The following is a 16,511-nucleotide window of genomic DNA, read 5'->3' as shown; positions in this document are numbered from 1 at the left end:
CGCACGGATCCGACAACGCGCGGCGCTCCGGACCGGTGTCCGCACGGTCAGAGTGTGACCTCACGCAGCCGGCGCCGCACGCCGAGCAGCACCAGGGCGGCCAGCACCAGGCCGCCGGCCATCGTGATCAGCATCGGGCTGGCGCCACCGGGCAGCAGCCCGGCCAGCGACCGCGACGCGGTGCCCACCGCCAGGTAGAGCCCGGCCCACGCGCCCGCACCGAGCGAGGCGAAGCCGAGGAAGCGCGGGTACGACATGTTCAGGCCGCCGGCCGCGAGCGGCAGCAGCGCGTTGAACACCGGCAGGAACGGGGCGACCAGCACCAGCCGGCCACCGTTGCGGCGCAGGATGCCCTCCGCGGTGGCCCAGCGGGTCTCCCCGACCCAACCGCCGACGCGGCTGCGGCGCAGGACCGCGCCCCACCGCCGGCCCACGAGGAAGGTCAGGGACCATCCGGCCAGGCACCCGACGACCACGGCGACGAAGGTCGCCAGCCCGGTACGGGGAGTGCCGACCGCCACAGCGGCGAGGATCGCCACGTCACCGGGAACGAGGACGCCGAACAGCGGGACCGCGTCGAAGACCATGACCACCCCGAGCACCGCCATCAACAGGGCGACGGGAAGTTCTCCGACCTGGGCCAACTGGTTTGCCATGCCTCGTACGCTATTGCCTGACCGCCGGTGTGGACATCGGGATTCTCCCCACACTGCGCGCGGTGTGCTCCGGGTCATCCCTGATCCGTCTCCACACCGCTTGAATCGTTCCGCCGCCACTCCCTGAGGCGCTTCGCCCGGCAAATCCGCTATTCACCGGTTACTGTCGGGAAGGTATCGGGCGGCCACCGGCGTGGAGCCGGCGGTCGCCCGCCTGGAACAGGGAGAGAGAACGCATGGCAACCGGCACCGTGAAGTGGTTCAACTCGGAAAAGGGCTTCGGCTTCATCGAACAGGATGGTGGGGGCCCGGACGTCTTCGTCCACTACTCGGCCATCGCGAGCAGTGGCTACCGGGAGCTGACCGAGGGCCAGAAGGTCGAGTTCGACGTGACCCAGGGACAGAAGGGGCCGCAGGCGGACAACGTCCGACCGATGTGACCCGTGCCGGGGTGGCGGCGGCCGGTCGTGCCGGCCGCCGCCACCCGTCCACCTGTCCTCGCCTCAGGCGGCGAGCCGCCGACCGAGTTCCTGCACGACCTGCTCGGCCACGGTCGGCGGGATCGCCGCCGCGATCTCCTCGGGGGTGAGGCCGGCCAGGACACCGGTGATGATCGCCTGCTCGTCGGTGAAGTCGCGGTTGGCCAGCGACTCCACCGCGGTCTGCAACGCGGTCAACTGCGCGCCGAGGCTGCGCAGTGTCGGGTGCCCGACCTGGAACTTCGGGTCGGTGTGGTCCTCACCCGTCGTGGTGCGGGTATAGGTCTGCCCGATCGGGTTGCGACCGTCCAGGACGGTGAGGTTGCGGTGCACGGTCCTGAGCCAGTTGTGCTCCTCGGGGGTCATGTCCATCTCCTCCTGCTCGGGCGTGATGAGTCCGATGGTGGTCAGGTAGCGGCGGAACAGCGGCGTCTGGTCACGTCCCGCCTTGATCGAGTCGCGGAAGAAACTGAAGTGGGTGTGCCACAGGTGGGAACGGTCACCGGTGCTGCGCCGCCCCAGTCGGTCCCACCGCCGCACGACCTTGCCGTCGGGTGAGTAGATGATCTCGCGGATGTCCCGGCTGTCCGCCGTGTTGGCGACGCACTGGGCCACACACCAGGTCGAGAACGTGAACAGGTCGTGGTGACGACCGCCGCTGCTGACCCGGAACATGCCCACGTCCAGCGCGGCCGCGTCCAGCGTCAGACCGTTGCGGTCCCGGGGCGACTCGACCACCGAGTAGTCGTTCGCGACGACCCGGTCCGATCCGGTGTGGTATCCCCCGCGGTGGTTGACATCACCGACGATGCCGACCTCGTTGGGTTCCAGGTCCTCGTCGCGTACCCGGTTCGGGTCGCGGTTGAGGTGCTTGAGCAGCAAACTGCGGACGGCCATCAGGTTCGCCGGTGCCCGCGTCATGGTTCCCCCCTCTACTGATCCGTCGGGGGCCGGGCACGGCAGTGACACCGCGTGCGCGGTAGGAAGGCTGCACAAGCGCTCCCGGCCAGTGGTTGCACAGCGCCGGGCGTACCCCCACCATAGCCGCACTTCTCGACGAATGCCCAGCTCAGAGCCGGTTTGTTCAGCTTGGAGAAGCCTGTGAGGCAGAGTGGACGACCGGAAGGACCACTGCGGACGGATACTCCGGGTCGTGAATGATCTCCCGGCGTCCACCACGGAGAGTCACGGCAGCGCCGAGGGGTTCGCCGGTTCCCGGGTTGCGCGAGTAGCGGGGATGGGCCCCGCCGGAGACCTGCACCCGCACCCGGTGCCCGGGGGCGAACCGGTGGGCGGTCGGCCACATCTCCACCGGCACCGCGACGGCACCGGTGGCGTCGGAGCGGAAGCGTCGCGGGTCGACGCGGACCAGGCCGTCGCAGACGTTCCAGGACCGGCCACGCCGGTCCACGTCGCACAGTCGCACGAAGACGTCCAGGTGGGGCAGCTCGCTGCGCAGGTGGATCTCCGCCCGCACCGGGCCGATCACCTCGACCGCGTGCTCCAGCGGATCGGTGGTCCAGGTCAGCACGTCGGGACGGGCCTCGACCGGACGGTTGTCGAACGGCCCGGCGCGCTGGGCCACCAGCAGCGGGCCGCCCAGCGAGGGGGTCGGGTCGGCCGGGTCGTACCAGAAGGCGTCCGGCGTCGAGGACACCGGCGGCGAGGTACGCAGCGCCGAGCCCGGGTGCAGGTGCCACCGGGTGGGTCGGGCCGGTGGCGGCCAGTCGGGCAGGTCACGCCACCCGCCCCCGGTGCCGCCCAGGTGCACCCGCACGGGCGCGCCGGCACCGGTGTCCCGGTCGACACCGGCCGGCGCCGCGGCGCGGTCGTTCAGGTGCTCGTCGAGCCAGTCGAGTCCCTCGCGCAACGCGGCCACGAACAGGCCGGGGCTGCCGTGGGTCCACGGCCCCACCACCAGCCTCGGCCGGGCCCCGGTGGCGCGCAGGGCCGCGTAGTCGCGCAACTGGGCGGGCAGGAAGATGTCGTGCCACCCGCTGACCATCGCCACCGGCGCCCGCACCAGGTCGAGCCGGTCGTCGAAGATCCGGGTACGCCAGTAGTCGGCCTGCGGCGTGTGGTGCTCCAGCCACTCCTGGAAGAACGGCACGGTGACCCCGGTGGCGATCCGGTCCGCCTCGACCAGGGGCAGGTGCGCCAGGGCGGCGGCCAGGCGGGGCTGGCCGCGTTTGAGCTCCCACTGCCGGGCCAGCCACGGCACGGTCTGCGCCTGGAGCAGTTCCACCCAGGTCAGCACCGTGTCCAGGGCGAACGACTCGCCCGCGTACGTGGAGTCGCGGGTCGACGAGGCGGTGGCCACGGCGACCATCGCGCGCAGCTCGGTGCCCGCGTCGGCGGCCAGCGCCCACTGCACGAAACCCTGGTAGCTCGCGCCGAACATGCCGAACGCCCCACCCCACCAGGGCTGCCGACGCAGCCAGTCGAGGGTGTCCAACCCGTCGTCGCGCTCGTGCACGAACGGGTCGAAGGAGCCGCCGGAGCCGAAGGTGCCCCGGCAGGACTGGATGACCACGTGGAAGCCGCGCTCGGCGGCGAGCCGACAGAGCAGCCGCATCGGCCCACCCCGCCCGTACGGGGTGCGGATCAGCACGGTGGGCGCGTCCACCCGGTCCGGGCGGTAGTGGTCGGTGCGCAGGATCACCCCGTCGCGGACCCGGACCGGGATGTCCCGGGTGACGGCGACCCGACGGGTACGGGCCGGCGGCAGTCGCAACGCGGCGCCGGCGAGCGCCGACGTCAGTCGTTCCCACATCGGGTCACTCCGTCCGGCGTCGGGGCGGCTCGGGTCGGGCGCCCCGGACGGTGTCCCGGTGTTCCCGCAGCGAGGCACCCATGGCGGAGATGAAGCGGTACACCACCTCCAGCTCGTCGTCGCGGAAGCCGCTCATCACCCGGTCGGTGCGCTCGCCCAGCGGCCGGAAGAAGTCCATCGCGAGCGCCGCACCACGGTCGGCGTAGCGGAGCAGGATCTTGCGCCGGTCGGTGGGATCCCGGTCCCGCCGGATGTGCCCGGCGCGTTCCAGCCGGTCGATCAGGGCGGTGACCGACCCGGAGGAGATGGCGAGGCGCTCGCCGAGCCGTCCCGGGGTGATCGGCGCCTCGGCCAGCTCGGCGTCCATGACCGCGATCAACGCCTGCAGGTCGGTGACGTTCAGACCGTGCTGCCCGGCGAAGGCGTGCCCCACGTGCTGGGCGTCCACGCCGTAGCGGCGCAGCTCGGCGGTGATCTCGGCGATCAGCAGCTCCCGGCGGGTATCCCGCCGCCGGTACATCCCCTGAGCCGCCACGTCGCGCCGCTTCCCCTCCCGAACGCCCGCGTCGGAGCATACCCAGCCGGCCGTCCACCACCGTTGTCGAGATTCTCACGCCGCCAGTAGTTGCCACATCTATCTTGATGGGCAAAACTCTCGACTGTCTAGATATCTGTCTGTCGAGAGACCTGTTTCGAGGGGCCCTACGGATGTCCGTATTAACCCGTGTCGCGCGCAGCCGCCGCGCAGCCTGGCTCACCGTCCTGCTGACGGTCGTCTTCGGCGCGATCGTCTTCGCCCTGCCCACTCCCGACAACCCGGCACCGGTCTCCGCCACCGGGCTGTCCGAGAGCTGGGAGTCGACCCAGGTCGAGCTGCTCCAGGACGAACTGCCCCAAAGTGACGTCGCCGCCGCCGTGGTGGTGGTCAGCCGCGACGACGGCGCCGCACTGACCGACGCCGACCAGGCCGCGATCACCACCGGATCCACCGGGCTCAGCGAGTTCGCCGTCGGCGGCCAGGTCGTCCCGCCCCAGGTGTCCCCCGACGGCACCGTCGCCCTGGTCGTCGTGCCGATGTCCACCGCCGGCGGCCAGGACGCCGTCAGCGCCCAGGTGGCCGAGCTGCGCGAGTCACTCACCGCGCTGCCCGGGGACCTGACCGTCGAGGTCACCGGCGGGCCCGCCTTCACCGCCGACCTCACCAAGGTCTTCGAGGGCGCCGACCTCACCCTGCTCGCCTTCACCGCCGCCGTCGTCGCGGTCCTGCTGCTGGTCACCTACCGCAGCCCGCTGCTCTGGCTGATCCCGCTGACCATCGTGGCAGCCACCGAGCAGATCACCCTGCGCGCCCTGGACACCATCATCCCGGCGGTCGGCATCAACTTCGCCGGTGGCGCCGTGACCGGCATCGCCAGCGTCCTCGTCTTCGGTGCCGCCACCAACTACGCCCTGCTGCTCATCGCCCGCTACCGCGAGGAACTACGCCGCGAGCAGGACCGCTTCGTCGCGATGCGCAAGGCCCTGCGCCGCACCGCCGAACCGATCCTGGCCAGCGGCGGCACCGTCATGCTCGGCGTACTCACGCTGCTGCTCAGCGAACGGGAACTCAACCGCGCCCTCGCCGTGGCCTGCGCCACCGGCATCCTGCTCGCGATGGCCTCGGCCCTGCTGGTGCTGCCCGCCGCCCTGGTGCTCGGCGGACGCCGCCTGTTCTGGCCGCTGGTGCCCGAGGTCGGCAGCCAGGGCCGCGAAGGCCGGATCTGGGGCCGCCTCGGCGCCGCCGTGATCCGCCGCCCGGTGCCCGTCGCGGCGCTGGCCACCCTGCTGCTGGCCGCGCTCGCCCTCGGCGGGCTGGGCCTGCGCACCGGCCTCTCCGAGACCGAGCAGTTCCGGGTCGAGCCGGAGGCGGTGGCCGGCGCGCAGACCCTCGGCCGCGCCTTCCCCGCCGGCACCACCCAACCCGTCGCGGTGATGACCAACCCCGCCACCGTGCCGGCCGTCACCGAGGCCGCCACCGCCGTCGACGGGGTCGCCTCCGCCCGCCCCGGCCCGGCCGGAGACACCGTCGCCCAGATCGACGTCGTCCTCGACGCCGAACCCGGCACCGCCGCCGCGAACCGCACCCTGGTCGCGCTCCGCGACGCCGTCTCCGCCGTACCCGACTCGGCACCCCCGACCCCGGCCGGCGTCGACGAGATCTCCGGCGCCCTGGTCGGCGGCAGCCTCGCCGGAGACTACGACTCCGCCGCCGCCGACGACCGGGACCTCCGGGTGATCCTGCCGCTGATCCTGCTGCTGGTCGCCGCAGTGCTCGTGCTGCTGCTACGCGGCATCATCGCCCCGGTGCTGCTGGTGGTCACCGTCGTCGCGTCGTACTTCGCCAGCCTCGGCGGTGCCTGGCTGCTCTTCGACCACGTCCTGGGCTTCCCCGCACTGGACACCACAGTGCCGCTGCTGGCCTTCGTCTTCCTCGTCGCGCTCGGCGTGGACTACAACATCTTCCTGGTCACCCGGGCCCGGGAGGACGCCCGCGCCACCGGCACCCGCGAGGGCATGCTCTCCGCGCTCCGCGCCACCGGCGGCGTCATCACCAGCGCCGGAATCCTGCTCGCCGCGGTCTTCGCGCTGCTCGGCGTGCTGCCGCTGATCACCCTGACCCAGATCGGCATCATCGTCTGCCTGGGCGTCCTGCTGGACACCCTGCTCGTCCGCACGGTCGTCGTGCCGGCGCTGGCGTTCCTGCTCGGCGAGAGGTTCTGGTGGCCCGGCCGGATCACCCGCGATCAGAACCCCAGGCAGACACACTCCGACATCAGCGCCCGCACGTTGCGCACGTAACCCGGATTGGGGATGGCCAACGGCTGCCCCGGTCGGGCCACCGCCCCGTGACCGAAGTTGTACGCGGCGATCACCGCGTTGAGCAGACAGGAGTCCAGTACGCCCGGGGTGCACAGGCCCGCGTCCAGCCGGTAGTCGGCGTCGAAGTACATGTCACCGATGTACTTGGTGAGCCACGCCAGATAGGTGCCGCCGAGATAGGCGTTGTCCCGGTAGTCCCACACGTCGTAGCTCTGCCCGAACCGCTGGTTCATCCAGGTCGCGGTATCCGGCATCACCTGCATCAGGCCGATGCCCTCGTCGCAGGCGACGATGTTGGACTGCCACCCGCTCTCCTGCCAGGCGGTCGCCTTGATCAGGTCCAGCGGAACGCGGATGTCCGGCGCGGAGGTCGGCCAGTAGGTCCGGCCTGCCGCGTCGGTCAGCGCCGCCTTGGCCTGCGCCCGGCTGGCCTGCTCGCCCTTGTAGGTGGGCTGGCAGCCACTGGGCGCGGGCTTCGGCGGCTTCGGCGGCACGTTGGTCTCCGTCGGCGGCTTCGGCACCGTCCTCGGCGCCGGGGCGCTGCGTCGCGGCGTCGGCTTCACGCTCGCCGTCGGCGACGGCGCGGCAGCCGACCGGGGCGCGGCACCCATCGACTGGACCGCCTTCGGCGTGGGACTGGCCTCGTCCGGCCCGACCGACTCGGTGGCCTGCGTCGGCTCCGTCGCCTCCTGCGGCAACGCGACCGGCGCGGGCACCTCCGTCGCCGGAGCGTCCACACTGGCGCAACCACCCCCGGTCGCCAGCAACAGCCCGGCGAGCAGCGCGACGCCCAGTCTGGTGACGCTCCGTCCCATGTCGACCCCCTTCGGCAGTGACGAGCCCGCCGCACACTAACAGCCCCAGGTCGTGTTTCGTGGCCCGCACATCCACGCCGCCCAGGTCAAGCCCCCTGTCGGCTACACCGTCGGCCCGAAACCCGACTCACGCACCGACCCGGCCGTCACCGCCCGGTCCCGCGTGGCCCACGCGACCATGAACACCGCCGGCCACGCCGCGCCCAGCAACACCGCGCCCACCGTCCCGCTGGCCGTGCTCATCCCCAGATAGAGCCGCGCCCCGCCGATCGCGACGACCCCGACCGCCGCGACCGTCCAGGCCGCCACCGCCAACGGCCACCGCGCCCCCCGCGACAGCAACCAGGCCAGCGTGCACAGGCTGGCCGTGACCACCACGTTCTGCGTGGAGAACAGCACCGTCCGTCCGCCGGCGGCCAGGTCGGCCACCACCGCCAACACCACCAGCGGCACGAACGCACCGACCGTGCCCACCACGCTGAGCAGGTCCGCCCGCCACGGCCGGTGCCGCCACGCCTGCACCAGCGCCACCACCGCGACCACCACGATCAGCGACGATCCGCGCAACACCGACACCGCCGCCTGCGTCGCCTCCACCGCGTCCGGCGTACGCCGCGCCGCGAACCACCCCGCGATCGCCCCGTCCACCAGTGACAGACCGCTGTGCCGGACCACCGTCCGCAACGCCCAGGCGATGACCAGACCGACCGCGAACAGCAGCACCACCCCGGCCGCCAGATTCGCCAGCAACGCCCAGGCCGGACCGAGCCGCAGACTGAGCAGGAAGAACAGCAGCCCGTACCGGGCCGACAGCCACCGCAGCGGCGGCAGTCGCGCGGCCCGCGTCACCAGCGCCCGGACCGGGTCCGGGTTACGCCCCAGCCACCGCCCGACCATCACCACCGCGAGCAGCGCCGCGATCAGCACCAGCACCGCGCCGGTGGCCTGCCCGAGCAGCCGGGACACCGTCGCATACGACTCACCCGCCAGGTGCCCCACCAGCACCGACCCACCCACCCAGGTCGCCACCCCGGCCAGGTTCCACGGCGCGAACCGGCGGTACGGCATGCCCGCCGCGCCCGCCAGCCGGGGCACCAGCGTCCGGGCGAACGCCACCCAGCGGGCGGTCAGCACGCCCCGGCCCCCCATCCGCCCGAGCATCGCGTCGGCCCGGGCCCACCGCTGCGGCCCCACCCGCGCACCCCACCGGCTCGCCCGCAACCGGGGTCCGTAGCGCCGCCCGGCCCGGAACGCCACCGCGTCGCCCGTCGCCGCCGCGACCACCATCACCGCCAGCGCCGGACCGAGCCGCAACGTCCCGGTGTACGTGAGGAAGCCCACCAACAGCAGAGTGGCCTCACCGGGCGCCACCAACCCGACGAGCAGAGCCGTCTCGGCCGCCACCACCAGGGCCGCCACCACGTAGATCAGACCCGGTGGCAGGCTCTGCACCGAGTTCAGCAGATCGTGCACGGCGCCCCCGGATCACCTCGGCAGGACTGCCCTGCAAGTGTGACAGTGCTCTCCGTCACCGCGCGGCCCCACCCTCCGGTGACCCCGACGCCACGCGGCTACCGCCGAGGCGGGAGGATGGAGCTCATGCAGCTGCGCACCGACCTTCGCAACGTCGCCATCATCGCTCACGTCGACCACGGCAAGACCACCCTGGTCGATGCCATGTTGCGGCAGGCCGGCGCCTACGGCGCCCGGGGCGAGGTGACCGAGCGGGTGATGGACTCGATGGACCTCGAACGCGAGAAGGGCATCACCATCCTCGCCAAGAACACCGGCGTGCGCTACCTGCCGGCGGACGGCTCCGACCCGGTCACCATCAACATCATCGATACCCCCGGCCACGCCGACTTCGGCGGTGAGGTCGAGCGCGGCCTGACCATGGTCGACGGCGTGGTGCTCCTGGTCGACGCCAGCGAGGGCCCGCTGCCGCAGACCCGGTTCGTGCTCCGCAAGGCCCTCAAGGCCCGGATGCCGATCATCCTCGTGATCAACAAGGTGGACCGTCCCGACGCCCGGATCAAGGAGGTCGTCGACGACAGCTACGAGCTCTTCCTCGACCTCGACGCCGACGAGGAGCAGATCGACTTCCCGATCGTCTACGCCTGCGCCCGCGACGGCATCGCCTCGCTGACCCAGCCCGCCGACGGCTCCGTACCCCAGGACAGCCAGAGCCTGGAGCCGCTGTTCCGCACCCTGCTGGACACCATCCCGCCGCCCGCGTACGACGAGCAGGCCCCGCTCCAGGCGCACGTGACCAACCTCGACGCCTCCCCGTTCCTCGGCCGCCTCGCGCTGTGCCGGGTCCGGCAGGGCACCATCGCCAAGGGCCAGACCGTGGCCTGGTGCCGCACCGACGGCAGCACCCAGCGGGTCCGCATCTCCGAGCTGCTGATGACCGAGGGCCTGGAGCGCAAGCCCGCCGACTCGGCCGGCCCGGGCGACATCATCGCCGTCGCCGGCATCCCCGAGATCATGATCGGCGAGACGCTCGCCGACGCGGAGAACCCGCAGCCGCTGCCGCTGATCACCGTCGACGAGCCGGCCATCTCGATGACCATCGGCACCAACACCTCGCCGCTGGTCGGCCGGGTCAAGGGCGCCAAGGTCACCGCCCGGATGGTCAAGGACCGGCTGGACAAGGAACTGATCGGCAACGTGTCGCTGCGGGTGCTGCCCACCGAGCGCCCGGACGCCTGGGAGGTGCAGGGCCGAGGCGAGCTGGCGCTGGCGATCCTGGTCGAGCAGATGCGCCGCGAGTCCTTCGAGCTGACCGTCGGCAAGCCGCAGGTGGTCACCCGCGAGATCGACGGCCGCACCTGCGAGCCGGTGGAGCGGCTCACCATCGACTCGCCCGACGACTACCTCGGCGCGATCACCCAGCTGCTGGCCACCCGCAAGGGCCGGATGGAGCAGCTGGTCAACCACGGCACCGGCTGGATCCGGATGGAGTGGCTGGTCCCGGCGCGCGGCCTGATCGGCTTCCGCACCGAGTTCCTCACCGAGACCCGCGGCACCGGCATCCTGCACCACGTCTTCGAGTCGTACGAGCCGTGGTTCGGCGAGCTGCGGACCCGCAACAACGGCTCGCTGGTCGCCGACCGGGCCGGTGCGGTCACCGCCTTCGCGATGACCAACCTCCAGGAACGCGGCCAACTCTTCGTCGAGCCCACCACCGAGGTGTACGAGGGCATGATCGTCGGGGAGAACTCCCGCTCCGACGACATGGACGTCAACATCACCAAGGAGAAGAAGCTCACCAACATGCGCTCCTCCACCGCCGACGAGACCGAGAAGCTGATCCCGCCGCGCAAGCTGTCGCTGGAGCAGGCCCTCGAGTTCTGCCGCGAGGACGAGTGCGTCGAGGTCACCCCCGCCGCCGTACGCATCCGCAAGGTCGTGCTCGACCAGACCCAGCGGGCGCGCACCGCCGCCCGCCGCAAGCACGCCGGCTGACCCCTTTCATGTCCGCCGACGACGCGCGGCTGGACCGGGAACCCGGCACGATCTCGGTGTACGCGGGGCGGCTCGACGCCCCGCCCACCTGGACCCGACACGCCGAGGTCACCCACTACGCGGCGAGCACCATGAAACTCGCGGTGCTCGCCGCGCTGCACCGCACCGCCGAGACCGGACGGCTCGACCTGGACACCCCGGTGCCGGTCCGCAACCGGTTCACCTCCGCCCTCCCGGACGCACCCCCGTACTCCTGCGTCCGGGAGTACGACAACGACCAGGAGGTCTGGGACCGGCTCGGGCGGCAGGTGCCGCTGCGCTGGCTCGCCGAACGGATGATCGTGCGGTCCAGCAACCTCGCCACCAACCTGCTCCTCGACCACGTCGGCCGACCCGCCGTGGCCGAGGTCTGGGCCGCAGCCGGCGCCCGGCACAGCGTCACCGCCCGGGGCATCGAGGACCTCGCCGCCCGCGACGCCGGCATCACCAACCTGGTCACCGCCGCCGACCTGGCCGCCCTGCTGCGCGCCGTCGCCGTCGGCGCCACCCGCCCCGGGCCGATCGCCTCACCCGCCGCCTGCGCCGCGATGCGCGACGTGCTCTGCGCCCAACAGGTCCGCCAGGACATCGCCGAGGGCCTACCCGCCGGCACCCGGCTGGCCCACAAGAACGGCTGGGTACGCGGAGTCCGCCACGGCGCGGCAGTGGTCTTCCCCACCGACGCCCCGCCGTACCTGCTGGTCGTCTGCACCACCACCCCGCTGACCGCGCAACAGCCCAGCGGCCCGGCCGACGCGCACGCCCGACGGCTGGTCGCCGACATCTCCGCCCGGCTGTGGCGCGACCGCCACCACCTCACTCCAGCAGGTTGGCCCGCAACGCCGCCACCGTCTCACCGGTGACCCCCAGCCCGTCCCGCAGGTACGCGTCGAACGACCCGTGCACCCGCCGCACCTGCGCGTACCCGGCGTCCAGATACTCCGGACGGACCTCCAGCACCGGACGCACCGCCGCGTCGTCAAGCCCGGGATGCCGCCGCCGCATCGCCTCGATCAGCACCTCGCGCAGGCTCTCGGTCAACTCGTTGTTGGCCAGGTAGTCGGCCCGGATCGCGGCCTCGTCCACGCCCAGGGCGTGCAGCAGCACCACGGTCAGCCAACCGGTGCGGTCCTTGCCCGCCGAGCAGTGGTACACCAACGGCAGGTTCGGTGCCCCGGCCGCCAACCGCACCGCCGCGCCGAAACCCGCCCGGGCCGACTCCCCGGTCACGAACCAGCGGTAGATGTCCGCCATCGCCGCCGGTGTCCCCTGCCGCGCCAGGTCCGCGTACCCGTCCAGGTCGTGCCCGAGCAGCACCGCCGAGACGTAGGTGAAGACCGGATGGGCCGGGTCGTGCACCGGCAGGTGCACCACGGTCGGCGCGCCGACCAGCCGGTCCGGCGGGGCCACCGACATCTCCGAGTCGTCCCGCAGATCCACCACGCACGCCGGACCGAGCCCGGCCAGCACCGTCAGGTCCTCGTCGGTCAGCCGGCCCAACGCGGGGGTACGGATCAGCCGCCCCGGCCGGACCCGCCGTCCCCGCGCACCGACCAGACCACCCAGATCCCGCGCGTTGGGCGCACCCACGAGCCGCCAGTCCCGTTCCAGGCCCACGTTCCCACCCTCTCCTTCGCCGTGTCGCACCGCGCCTACCAGGGTGCCCGATCCGACGATCACCACCACACGGGCGGTCCCGTCGTCCCGGGCAGGCAGACGCGGCGTGCCGCCCGGAGTAAAGATGCGGACTGAGGATTGTCGATCGGCGGAAAGTTTCCTATCGTCCGGACTCAGGGGTGCAACCGGCCGGGGGTGGGCGTGCGACACGGTGCCGAAGCGGTGGTCCGGGTCGCCGTCGCCACCCTTCGGCGATCTCCCGACGAGGTGCGGGCGGTCGACGCCCCGGCACTCGGCGCTCCGGCCGAGGTCGGGGCGTGGGTCGCCGGACTGGCCGCCGGACCGCCACGCTGCTCGGCGCGCACCGCATCTGAGTAGGAGACCGACGCTCTGGTGTGACCCACCGCCCTCCCGCTCTGGCATCCTAGGAGGCTAGGTGTCGTGGGTGGCGGGGAGCAGCGGATCGGCCAGGGACCAGCCGGCGGCCAGCAGCGCGTCGCACGCCGCCACCGCCGTGGCCAGCCGCTCGGCGTGCGACCCGGACAGCGTCACCGCCGGCACCCCGCACCCGACCAGCTCGGTGCGGAACCGCCCGGTCATCCAGGCCCGCAGGTGCTCGCCGTCACGCAGCCCGTCGTCGTCGAAGGGCACGCCCTCGTGGTCGGTCAGCAGATACAGCGCCGGACGTCGGGCCGCCGCCCGGACCACCGAGGAGGTCGAGCCCAGATACCGCTCCTCCCAGACGGCGGTCGCCCGGGCGTCCGTGTCGCAGAACAGCAGCGGGCCGCTGACCCGGGCCGCCGCGTCCTCGGCCGCCTGCTGCCCGCGGACCACCTCGACGAAGTCGTCCCGGTCCCAGGTCACGTCGAAGACCGTCGCCGAGGGCTCCCGCCGACGCAGGAGCGCCAGCTTGCGGGCGGTCAGCTCGCGGCCGTACTCGGGGACCCACGCCGTGTCGTAGTGGGCGGCCAGCGCCGCCGCCATCGTGGTGGTGCCGCTGGACTCGGCGCCCACCACCACGACCCGGCGGACGAACCAGGCCCGCACCGGCGGGCTCAGCCACCGCCAGTGTGTCACCGGGTCGGCGCGGACCGCCGTACCGGAGACCGGCACCGCCCGCCGGTCCGGGTCCACGCAGACCGCCACCGCGTCGAAGCGACGGGCCAACTCCGCGCCGTACTCCTCGGAGGAGAACACGGCGTCCACCGGCTCGGGCCCGACCGCCTCCCGGAACACCGCGCAGTGCGCGTCCCACACCGCCGGGTCCGCGTAGTCGACCGGATGGTCGTCATACCGCCCCACCACCCGGACCCGGCCGCTGCCCGCGTGCGCCTCCCGCAACCAGGCGACCCGCTCGGCGAGCGGGATCGACTCCCACCGGGACGGCGCGACCACCACGGTCACCGTCGCGCAGCGCGCCGCCGCCGCCTCGATCAGCGCGTGGTGGCCGGCATGCGGCGGATAGAACTTCCCGACCACCATGCCGTGCCGGAACCGGGGGGCGTCCCCGGGCGGGGTGGCCGCCGGGTCGGTCCCGCCGCTCACGCGACCACCGGCGCCGGGCCGGGCGGCACCGGTGCGGCGACCGCACGTCGCCGCAGGTCCGACCGCCACGCCCGCAGACCCACCACGCAGAGACCGAGGAAGATCACGTACAGCACGGCGGTCAGCCAGAGTCCCTTGTACCCGTAGAGCGGGATGTAGATCAGGTCGGCGGCGATCCACAGCCACCAACTCTCCACCAGCTTGCGGGTCTGCCCGTACGTGGCCAGCAGCGACAGCGCCGTGGTGAGCGCGTCGGGCAGCGGCACGGTCGAGTCGGTGGCCCGGTCCAGCAGCAGCCAGATCCCGCCGGTGAGCAGCACCCCCGCCACACCGAGCGCCCACCACTCCCGCCGCCCGGTCCGGGTCACCGTGAGCCGGCTGCGCCGCTCGCCGCCGTACAACCAGTGCCACCACCCGTAGCAGCCGAGAGCCACGTAGACCAGTTGCAGGCTCGCGTCGGCGTACAGACCCGTCGTCCAGAACAACAGTCCGAGCAGCAGCACGTTGGCGATGCCGATCGCCCAGTTGGCGATGTGCTGCCGGGCGATCAGCCAGACGTTCACCACACCGGTGCCGAAGCCCAGCAGCTCCGCCCAGCTGATGCCCGCCCCGGCGACGCTGAACGCCGTGCTGGTGAGCCAGTCGATCACAGGTCCTCCCGGGTCTGTCGCGCGCTCACCCTAGAGCGCCGACCGCCGGTGGAACAGACCCCTGCGCCCACCCCGACCCGCCCGCCGTGCGAGGCTGCTGACATGGTGCTTGAAGTCGCGCTGATCGACGTGATTCCCGGGCAGGAGGACGAGTTCGCCGCCGCGTACCGCACGGCGCACCCGGTCCTCGCCGACACGCCCGGCTGCCGCTCGGTCCGGATGACCCGGGGTGTCGAGTCCCCCACGCGGTTCGTGCTGCTGGTCGAGTGGGACTCGGTCGAGGCGCACGAGGTCAACTTCCGGCAGACCGACCGCTTCGCGCAGTGGCGCGGGCTGATCGGTCCGCACTTCGCCGGTCCGCCGCTCGTCGAGCATTTCGTCGACGTACCCGCCTGAGGACGCCGTCCCGGCCCGGCGCGGGACCGAAAAGTGTCGTACCCCTCGTCTATCGTGCCCGCGACGCGCGGTCGGCGGTCCCGACGGGCTCGGGGGCGCGCCGGGCCCGCCGGCCGCGCGTCCCCACCCGACTAATCGCGTCCGGCGTCCGCGTCCGACCCGGACCGGCGAACGTCAGCCGGCGAGCCGCTCCGCGTCGCGCTCTGCGGCCGGGACCTCCTCGACGGGAGCCCGCACGGCGTCCTCGACGGGGTCGGCGGGCCGGGGGATCTCCGGTCGCTCGGCCTGCCGGGCCAGCACCGCCGCGGTCTCGGTGGCCGGCAGCGCCACCGCCGACAGCCACTCGACCATCCGTTCGTAGCGGGCGATGTCGGCCTCGGCGACCAGCCGCAGGTCGGTGGTGAGCGTCTCCACCATCACCGTGCGCGGATCCGCCGGATCGGGAAAGACGTACCACGAGAAGCCCGCCAACGGATGCACACCGTCGTGGGACGGGACGTCGCCGGGCACCAGCCGGATGGTGACGTGCGGCAGCTCGGTCAGCGCCACCAGGTGCCACAGCTGCTCCCGCCAGACGTCCACCGGCATGCCGCCGAGGGCGCAGACCCGCTCGTCCAGTAGCGCCGTGTAGTGCGGCGGATCGGCCCGGCGCAGCACCTGCTGCCGCAGCCCGCGAGCCCGCACCTCGGCCTCCAGGTCCAGCTCGGGACCGATCAGCGCCGCAGCCGCCAGCCGCAGCCGGGCGTACGCCGGGGTCTGCACCAACCCGGGCAGCACGGCCGGTTGGTACTCGACGATGCCCGCCGCGCCCGCCTCCAGCTCCGCGTACGCGCGTTGCCGCTCCCCCATCTCACCCAGCGCCCGGGACCAGCCGCGACCGGCCGCCGCGTCCCGGGCGATGACGATCAACGCCTCGCGCTGCGGTGGCGGCACCTGGTAGACGTCGAGCAGATCCAGCACGTCGGCCAGGTCCGGCCGACTCTGACCCAGCTCGATGCGGGACAACTTGGACGTGGACGCCCACCCGAGCTGGCCACAGACCTGCTCCAAGGTGAGTGACTCCCCGCGGCGCAGCTGGCGCAACTCCGCGCCGAGCCGAACCCTGCGGATGACAGGACTTGCTGACAACGGCATCCCGGCCTCCCCACCGTCGGAGAGTACGCAGGACAGTCACGCACGGCAATACCTCGCTCGCGCTATGCAACGAACCGATC

General features: G+C 72.7%; 16 protein-coding genes. 6 read left to right on the top strand and 10 right to left on the bottom strand.

All coding sequences use genetic code 11. The features are described 5' to 3' along the window. Nucleotides 1–47: 47 nt before the first annotated feature. Entirely contained in the window at nt 48–656 is a 609-nt protein-coding gene (locus tag ABZ738_RS26280; RefSeq protein ID WP_357217361.1) for a VTT domain-containing protein, read from the bottom strand. Between the two features lie 236 nt (nt 657–892). Between ABZ738_RS26280 and ABZ738_RS26275 the strand changes: the two genes are divergently transcribed. Then, nucleotides 893–1,096: a cold-shock protein gene (locus ABZ738_RS26275; RefSeq protein WP_111219891.1), complete on the top strand. Its 204-nt coding sequence runs from the start codon at nt 893–895 to the stop codon at nt 1,094–1,096. Nucleotides 1,097–1,159: 63 nt separating this feature from the next. Here ABZ738_RS26275 and ABZ738_RS26270 read toward each other — a convergent pair whose 3' ends face one another. The 3 genes from ABZ738_RS26270 to ABZ738_RS26260 all read right to left on the bottom strand — a co-directional run bounded on the left by ABZ738_RS26270 (nt 1,160) and on the right by ABZ738_RS26260 (nt 4,428). Next, nucleotides 1,160–2,056 carry a hypothetical protein gene (locus tag ABZ738_RS26270; protein WP_357217356.1) on the bottom strand — a complete coding sequence of 299 codons (897 nt, stop codon included), beginning with the start codon at nt 2,054–2,056 and terminating at the stop codon, nt 1,160–1,162. Between the two features lie 163 nt (nt 2,057–2,219). Next, the gene (locus tag ABZ738_RS26265) at nt 2,220–3,908 is read right to left on the bottom strand and encodes a CocE/NonD family hydrolase (protein WP_357217353.1); all 1,689 of its coding nucleotides are present in this window, start codon (nt 3,906–3,908) and stop codon (nt 2,220–2,222) included. A 4-nt stretch (nt 3,909–3,912) separates the two neighbouring features. Further along, a complete protein-coding gene (locus ABZ738_RS26260) occupies nt 3,913–4,428 on the bottom strand; it encodes a MarR family transcriptional regulator (RefSeq protein ID WP_131054684.1) in 516 nt (171 codons plus the stop codon). 188 nt (nt 4,429–4,616) lie between these two features. On the opposite strand from ABZ738_RS26260, the gene ABZ738_RS26255 reads away from it, so the two are divergent. Further along, nucleotides 4,617–6,746, top strand: a complete 2,130-nt coding sequence (locus ABZ738_RS26255; RefSeq protein ID WP_131054681.1) for an efflux RND transporter permease subunit — start codon at nt 4,617–4,619, stop codon at nt 6,744–6,746. Here the strand turns inward: ABZ738_RS26255 and ABZ738_RS26250 are convergent. Both ABZ738_RS26250 and ABZ738_RS26245 read right to left on the bottom strand, forming a co-directional pair. Beyond that, complete coding sequence (locus ABZ738_RS26250; protein WP_131054682.1) at nt 6,692–7,582, bottom strand: lytic transglycosylase domain-containing protein; 891 nt, start codon at nt 7,580–7,582, stop codon at nt 6,692–6,694. The two genes, ABZ738_RS26255 and ABZ738_RS26250, sit on opposite strands and share 55 nt — an antisense overlap. A 102-nt stretch (nt 7,583–7,684) precedes the next feature. Beyond that, the gene (locus ABZ738_RS26245; protein ID WP_176094825.1) at nt 7,685–9,055 is read right to left on the bottom strand and encodes a DedA family protein; all 1,371 of its coding nucleotides are present in this window, start codon (nt 9,053–9,055) and stop codon (nt 7,685–7,687) included. Between the two features lie 126 nt (nt 9,056–9,181). On the opposite strand from ABZ738_RS26245, the gene typA reads away from it, so the two are divergent. Beyond that, entirely contained in the window at nt 9,182–11,050 is a 1,869-nt protein-coding gene (gene typA / locus ABZ738_RS26240; protein ID WP_131055881.1) for a translational GTPase TypA, read from the top strand. An 8-nt stretch (nt 11,051–11,058) separates the two neighbouring features. Further along, nucleotides 11,059–11,952 (top strand): serine hydrolase, encoded by an 894-nt coding sequence (locus ABZ738_RS26235; protein ID WP_357217345.1) that lies wholly within the window; start codon nt 11,059–11,061, stop codon nt 11,950–11,952. Here the strand turns inward: ABZ738_RS26235 and ABZ738_RS26230 are convergent. Next, entirely contained in the window at nt 11,906–12,700 is a 795-nt protein-coding gene (locus tag ABZ738_RS26230) for a tyrosine-protein phosphatase (protein WP_357217481.1), read from the bottom strand. The genes ABZ738_RS26235 and ABZ738_RS26230 overlap by 47 nt on opposite strands. A gap of 201 nt (nt 12,701–12,901) precedes the next feature. Here ABZ738_RS26230 and ABZ738_RS26225 point away from each other — a divergent pair, with 201 nt between their 5' ends. Next, complete coding sequence (locus ABZ738_RS26225; RefSeq protein WP_357217342.1) at nt 12,902–13,084, top strand: hypothetical protein; 183 nt, start codon at nt 12,902–12,904, stop codon at nt 13,082–13,084. A 54-nt stretch (nt 13,085–13,138) separates the two neighbouring features. Here the strand turns inward: ABZ738_RS26225 and ABZ738_RS26220 are convergent, their stop codons facing one another. Beyond that, on the bottom strand, nt 13,139–14,251 hold the full coding sequence (locus ABZ738_RS26220) for an AAA family ATPase (RefSeq protein WP_357217339.1): 1,113 nt from the start codon (nt 14,249–14,251) through the stop codon (nt 13,139–13,141). Further along, nucleotides 14,248–14,901, bottom strand: a complete 654-nt coding sequence (gene pnuC / locus ABZ738_RS26215; RefSeq protein ID WP_176094827.1) for a nicotinamide riboside transporter PnuC — start codon at nt 14,899–14,901, stop codon at nt 14,248–14,250. The genes ABZ738_RS26220 and pnuC overlap by 4 nt, the downstream gene beginning before the upstream one ends. Nucleotides 14,902–15,003: 102 nt before the next feature. On the opposite strand from pnuC, the gene ABZ738_RS26210 reads away from it, so the two are divergent. Further along, entirely contained in the window at nt 15,004–15,297 is a 294-nt protein-coding gene (locus tag ABZ738_RS26210) for an antibiotic biosynthesis monooxygenase family protein (protein WP_131056996.1), read from the top strand. A 174-nt stretch (nt 15,298–15,471) separates the two neighbouring features. On the opposite strand, the gene ABZ738_RS26205 is transcribed toward ABZ738_RS26210, so the two are convergent. Then, nucleotides 15,472–16,431: a helix-turn-helix transcriptional regulator gene (locus ABZ738_RS26205; protein ID WP_131057038.1), complete on the bottom strand. Its 960-nt coding sequence runs from the start codon at nt 16,429–16,431 to the stop codon at nt 15,472–15,474. Nucleotides 16,432–16,511 lie beyond the last annotated feature (80 nt).

It is taken from the genome of Micromonospora sp. NPDC047793 (genome assembly GCF_040642635.1).
Lineage (GTDB): Bacteria > Actinomycetota > Actinomycetes > Mycobacteriales > Micromonosporaceae > Micromonospora.
This window is presented reverse-complemented; position numbering and strand designations above follow the sequence as displayed.